Consider the following 6,982-nt stretch of genomic DNA (forward strand, 5'->3'; position numbering starts at 1 on the left):
ACCGGTCGCTCGTGCGCTGGGCGGTCGGCTGGGAACTCACGTCAGTCCCGTCCGAATTCCCGGCTGATGATGTCGAAGAGGTCGTCGGCCGACGCGTTGGCCAGCTCGTCGTCCTCGGCGCTGTCTGCTGCATCGTCGGTCGCGTTCCACTTCGACAGGAGGGCCTGGAGCCGCGCCGTCACGCGGTCTCGCTCGGCGCGATCGGGGGACATGGTGGAGAGCCGCTGGTCCAGCGCGTCCAGCTCGGCGAGCACCGGCGCGGCGCCGTCGGCCGCGTCCGGCACGATCTCCGCGCTGAGGTGCCCGGCCAGGGCCGTGGGGTTCGGGTAGTCGAACACCAGGCTGGTCGGCAGCCGCAGGCCGGTGGCCGCGGTGAGCCGGTTGCGCAGCTCGACCGCGGTGAGCGAGTCGAAGCCCAGCTCGTTGAAGGCTCGTTCGGCCTCGACCGCGCCGGCACCGGCGTAGCCGAGCACCGCGGCGACCTCGGTGCGCACCAGGTCGAGCAGGGCGCGGTCCCGGTCGGCGGCGGGCAGGGCGCGCAGCCGCACCTGGAACGCCTCAGCCTGGTCGGGCCCGTCGCCCTCGCTCTGGACCGCCGGGCCCGCCAGGGCCGCGCGGGCCTCGGACACCCCGTCGATCAGCGGGCGGGGACGGGCGGCGGCGAACGCCGGCGCGAACAGCGCCCAGTCCACGTCGGCGACGGTCAGCGCCGTCTCCTGGTGGTCCAGCGCCTGCTGCAGGGCCGCGATCCCCAGCTCGGGAGCCATCACCCGCAGACCGCGGCGGCGCAGCTGCTCGGCGGCCTGCGGGTCCTCGGCCGCCATGCCGATCTCACCCCACGGGCCCCAGGCCACCGAGGTGGCCGTCAGGCCCGCCGCGCGGCGCCGCTCGGCGAGCGCGTCCAGGAAGGCGTTGGCCGCCGCGTAGCCGGCCTGGCCGCCGCTGCCCCACACCCCGGCGATCGAGGAGAAGAGCACGAAGGCGTCCAGCTCGGTGTCGCCGAGCGCGGCGTCCAGGTGGACCGCGCCGGAGACCTTGGCGTCCATCACCCAGGAGAGCTTGCCCAGGTCGCTGTCGGCCAGCGCGGTGTCCTGGGTGAGGCCGGCCGCGTGCACCACCGCGCGCAGCGGTGCCGCCTCGCGGCCGTCCACCACGAGCCGCTTGACCAGTGCCTCGACCGCCGAGCGGTCCGCGACGTCGCACGCCTCCAGGGTGACCCGGGCGCCCAACGCCACCAGCTCGTCCCGCAGTTCGGCCGCCCCGGGGACGTCCGCGCCGCGCCGGCCGGTGAGCACCAGGTGTTCGGCGCCGCCACGGGCCAGCCAGCGGGCCACCTCGGCGCCCAGGGCGCCGGTGCCGCCGGTGACCAGCACCGTGCCGCGCGGCTGCCAGGTCGCCACCGGCGCCTGCGGCCGGGTGGCGCGCACCAGGCGGCGGACCAGGACACCCGAGCGGCGAACCGCCAACTGGTCCTCGCCGTCCGCACCGGCACCGGCCAGGATCGCGGCCAGGCGGGCGGCTGCCCGCTCGTCCACCGCCACCGGGAGGTCGACCAGACCGCCCCAGCACTCCGGGTGCTCCAGAGCCACCACCCGGCCCAGACCCCACAGCTGCGCCTGCACCCGGCTCGCGGCCTGGTCGGCCGGGCCGGTCGGGACCGCCCCGCTGGTCACGCACCACAGCGGTGCGCCGATCCCGGCGTCACCCAGTGCCTGGGTGAGCACCGCGGTGGCGGCGAACCCGGCGGGCAGCACGGGGTGGCTCGGATGCGGCTCCTCGTCCAGGGCGAGCAGCGACAGCACGCCGGCCAGGTCCGCCGTCCCGGCGGCCGCGCCGCGCAGTTCCTCGGCCAGGCGGCCGCGGTCGCAGGCGGCCGTGTCCACCGTCAGGCGGCGCACCGTGGCGCCGCCGTCGGCGAGCGTCTGGGCAGCGACCGGCACCCAGCCCTCCGCGGCCGACGCGGCCGGGACGACCACCAGCCAGGTACCGCTCAGGGCGGTGCCCGCCGCCGTGGTGGCGGCTTCGGTGGTGAGCGGCTGCCAGGAGACCCGGTAGCGCCAACCGTCCACGGTCGACTGCTCGCGCTGCTGGCGACGCCAGGCCGAGAGCACGGGCAGCACGGGGGCCAGGGCACTCAGCGGCGACTGCGCGTCGCTGGCGTCCACCTCCAGGGTGGCGGCCAGGGCAGCCAGGTCCTCGCTCTCCACGGCCTGCCAGAAGCGGGCGTCCGTGGAGTCCGTGCCGGTCCGGCTGTCGCCGGACCCGGCGAGGACGGGCAGCCGCTCGGGCCAGTACGACTGGCGCTGGAAGGCGTAGGTCGGCAGGTCGACGCGCTGGGCGCCGGCGCCGGCGTAGAACGCCGTCCAGTCGACGGTCGCACCGCGCACGTACGCCTGGGCGAGCGCGGTGGTCAGCGTGCGGACCTCCGGTCGCTCGGCCCGCTGGACGGCGGCGAACACCACGTCAGCGGCGGTGGCGCAGTCCTGGCCCATCGCGGAGAGCACCCCGTCCGGGCCGAGCTCCACGAAGGTGCGCACGCCCTGGCCCTCCAGGGTCGCGACGGCGTCGCGGAAGCGGACCGCCTCGCGCACGTGCCGCACCCAGTAGTCGGGGGTGGTGAGGTCAGCGGACTGGTCGAGCGTGGAGACGATCGGGATCCGCGGCGCGTGGAAGGTCAGACCCGCCACGACCGTGCGGAACTCCTCCAACATCGGCTCCATCAACGGCGAGTGGAACGCATGGCTCACCGTGAGCCGCTTCGTCTTGCGGCCGTCGGCGGCCAGCTTCTCGGCCACCTCCAGGACGGCCGCCTCGGCGCCCGAAAGCACCACCGAGGACGGACCGTTGACCGCCGCGAGACCCAACTCGGCCTCGCGACCGGCCAGCAGCGGCAGCACCTCGTCCTCGGCCGCCCGCACCGCCACCATCGCACCACCAGTGGGCAGTTGCTGCATCAACCGACCACGCGCCGCTACCAGCTTCGCCGCGTCCGCCAGCGACAGCACACCCGCCACATGCGCGGCCGCGATCTCACCGATCGAGTGCCCGGCCAGGAAGTCGGGCAGCAGGCCCCAGGACTCGACCAGGCGGAACAGCGCGACCTCGATCGCGAACAGCGCCGGCTGCGTGAAGCCGGTCTCGTGGATCGACTCGCCCTCGGCGGCGAACACCACCTCGCGCAGCGGACGGTCCAGGTGCTGGTCCAGGTGCGCGAACACCTCGTCCAGCGCGTCCGCGAACACCGGGAACGCCTCGTACAGTTCACGGCCCATCCCGGCCCGCTGGCTGCCCTGACCGGTGAAGAGGAAGGCGAGCCGGCCCTCGACGGCCGAGCCCTCGACCACGTTCGCCGCGGACTCGCCCGCCGCCAGCGCGCCCAGTCCGCGCAGCAGTTCCTCCCGCTCACCGGCGATCACCACCGCGCGGCGCTCCAGCGCCGCCCGGCCGGTCGCCAACGAGTACGCCAGGTCGACGAGTTCGCCGTCCCCGGCGACCGGCAGCAGTCGCTCGGCCTGGGCTCGCAGCGCGGTGTCGTGCTTCGCGGAGAGCACCACCGGCAGCACCGACGGCGCCACCGACGCCTCGACGGCCGGCTGCCCCGCGAACTCCGGCGCCTGCTCCAGGATGGTGTGCGCGTTGGTCCCGCTGATGCCGAACGCGGAGACACCCGCGCGGCGCGGACGCCCGGTCTCCGGCCACGGCCGGGTCTCGGTCAGCAGCTCCACCGCGCCCGTCGACCAGTCGACGTGCGGGGTGGGCTCGTCCACGTGCAGCGTCTTCGGCAGCACGCCGTGCCGCATCGCCATGACCATCTTGATCACACCCGCGACACCGGCCGCGGCCTGCGTGTGCCCGATGTTCGACTTCACACCACCCAGCCAGAGCGGGGACTCGGCGTCCCGGTCCTTGCCGTAGGTGGCGAGCAGGGCCTGCGCCTCGATCGGGTCGCCGAGCTTGGTGCCAGTACCGTGCGCCTCGACCGCGTCGACCTGGTCGGCGGTCAGGCCCGCGGCGGCCAGCGCCTGGCGGATCACCCGCTGCTGGGACGGGCCGTTCGGGGCGGTCAGACCGTTGCTGGCCCCGTCCTGGTTGATCGCGGTGCCCCGGACCACGGCGAGCACCGGGTGTCCGTTGCGGCGGGCGTCGGAGAGCCGCTCGACCAGCAGCATGCCCGCGCCCTCGCCCCAGCCCGTGCCGTCCGCGGCACCGGCGAACGCCTTGCAACGGCCGTCCGCCGACAGCCCGCGCTGACGGCTGAACTCGACGAACAGGTCCGGCGTGGACATCACCGTCACACCACCGGCCAGCGCCAGCGAGCACTCGCCGTTGCGCAGCGCCTGCACCGCCATGTGCAGCGCGACCAGCGACGCCGAGCAGGCCGTGTCGACGGAGACCGCCGGGCCCTCCAACCCGAAGGTGTAGGAGAGCCGGCCGGAGATCACACTGGTCGCCGTACCGGTCAGCCGATGACCCTCGACCCCCTCCAGGCCGTCGACCAGCAGGTTGGCGTAGTCCTGGCCGTTGGTGCCGATGAAGACGCCGGACTGGCTGCCGCGCAGCGTGGCCGGGTCGATGCCGGCCCGCTCGAAGACCTCCCACGAGGTCTCCAGCAGCAGCCGCTGCTGCGGGTCCATCGACAGCGCCTCGCGCGGCGAGATCCCGAAGAACGTCGAGTCGAACTCCGTGACCCCGTCCAGGAAACCACCGCCACGGGCGTACGTGGTGCCCTGGTGGTCCGGGTCCGGGTGGTACAGGCTCTCGACGTCCCAGCCACGGTCGGCGGGGAAGGAACCGATCGCGTCCTCACCGGCGACGAGCAGCTGCCACAGCTCCTCAGGAGTACTGACGCCGCCGGGGAAGCGGCAGCTCATCGCGACGATGGCGATCGGCTCGTCGTCGGCGGCGGTGAGCGGGGTCGGCAGAGCCTCGGCGACGACCGCCTGCTGGCCGAGCAGTTCGGTGCGCAGGTGCTCGGCGAGCGCGGTCGCCGACGGGTAGTCGAAGACCAGCGTGGCCGGCAGCTTCAGTCCGGTGGCAGCGTTCATCCGGTTGCGCAGGTCGACGGCGGTCAGCGAGTCGAAGCCCAGCTCCTTGAACGCCCGACCGGCCTCCACGGCGGCGGCGTCCGCGTAGCCCAGCACCGCGGCCACCTGGGCGCGCACCAGGTCCAGCAGGGCCCGGCCCTGCTCCGCCGGCGACAGCGCGGCCAGCCGCCCGGCCAGCGAGGACTCGCCCGGCACGGCGGCCGGCGCGAGCGCGGTCGCCGTGACCGCGCGGGCCTCGGGGATCTCGTCGAAGAGGCGGCTCGGGCGGACGGCGGCGGTCTCGGCGGCGAGCCGGTCCCAGTCGACGTCGGCGATCGTCAGGGCGACGTCGCCGTGGTCCAGGGCCTGCTGCATCGCGGTGATGGCGAGTGCCGGGGCCATGCCGACCACACCGTCACGGCGCAGCCGGTCGGCGATCAGCTCCTCGGTCGCCAGGCCCGCCTCGGCCCAGGCACCCCAGGCGATCGAGGTGGCGACCAGGCCGTCGGCCCGGCGCTGCTCGGCCAGCGCGTCCAGGTAGGCGTTGGCGGCGGCGTAGTTGGCCTGGCCGGCGCTGCCGACCGAACCCGCCATCGAGGAGAAGAGGACGAACGCGGACAGGTCGTGGGTGAGTTCGTGCAGGTTCCGGGCCGCGTCCACCTTCGGACGGGCCACGGCGGCGAAGCGCTCGACGGTCTGACCGTCCACCACACCGTCGTCCAGCACACCGGCGGTGTGGAACACCGCCGACACCGGGTGCTCGGCCAGCAGCGCGGCCAGGGCCGCACGGTCGGCCACATCACAGGCCGCGACCGTGACGACAGCACCCAACTCGGCCAGCTCATCACGCAGTTCAGCAGCACCGGGCGCGTCCAGGCCACGCCGGCTGGTCAGCAGCAGGTGCTCGGCACCGTTGCGCACCAGCCAACGCGACACCTCGGCACCCAGCGCACCCGTACCACCGGTCACCAGCACCGTGCCGGACGGCCGCCACGCGACCGCCTCGCCACGCGACGCCCGCACCAGACGACGACCGAAGACACCCGACGCCCGGACCGCGACCTGATCCTCACCCGCGACGCCCGCCAGCACACTCGCCAGGCGCGAGAGAACCCGGTCGTCGATCGTCTCCGGCAGGTCGACCAGACCCCCCCAACGCTCCGGGTGCTCCAGAGCCACCACCCGGCCCAGACCCCACACCCGCGCCTGCAGCGCGCTCAGCGGCCGCTCGGCGCGGCCCGTCGACACCGCACCGCGCGTCACGCACCACAGCGGCGCGTCGATCCGCGCGTCACCCAGCGCCTGCACCAGCGCCAGCGTCCCCGCCACCGCGAACGCCTCGTCCCAGGCCAGCAGCGACACCACACCCGCCACCGACGCACCGTCAGCCACCGCGTCACGCAGCAGCTCCGCCACCACCGCACGGTCGGCGGCCTCCGGCGCCACGACGACCTGGCGGGCCTCCACACCACGGCCGGCCAGCATCGTCAGCGTGCCCGACACGGTCGGGTCCTCGGCGTGGCCCGCCGGGACCACCACCAGCCAGGTCCCCGACAGCACGCCCGAAGCGGCCTCGGTGACCGGCTTCCAGCTGATCCGGTAGCGCCAGGCGTCCACCGTGTTCTGCTCGCGGCTCTGCCGGCGCCAGGCCGACAGCATCGGCAGGACCGCGCTGAGCTCGCTGCCGCTCTCGACCTCCAGGGTGGCGGCCAGCGCGTCCAGGTCCTCCCGCTCGACGGCCTCCCAGAAACGGGCGTCCACCGCGTCCACCGGGGCGGCGGCCGGTGCGGAGGCCGCGGCCTCCAGCCAGTACCGCTCGCGGTGGAAGGCGTAGGTGGGCAGCTCGACCCAGCCGCTGTTCCAGGTCAGGAAGGACTGCCAGTCGACCGGGACGCCGCGCACCCAGGCCTCGGCCAGGGAAGCGAAGAGCCGCTCCAGACCACCCTCCTGACGACGCA

At 74.7% G+C, this 6,982-nt stretch carries 1 protein-coding gene; it reads right to left on the reverse strand.

All coding sequences use genetic code 11. The features are described from left to right. Positions 1-41: 41 nt before the first annotated feature. Positions 42-6,982: type I polyketide synthase (locus tag ACZ38L_RS32370; protein ID WP_465700084.1), on the reverse strand; the 6,941-nt coding region annotated here is incomplete at its 5' end.

The sequence above is a fragment of the Kitasatospora sp. NPDC024654 genome (genome assembly GCF_055559155.1).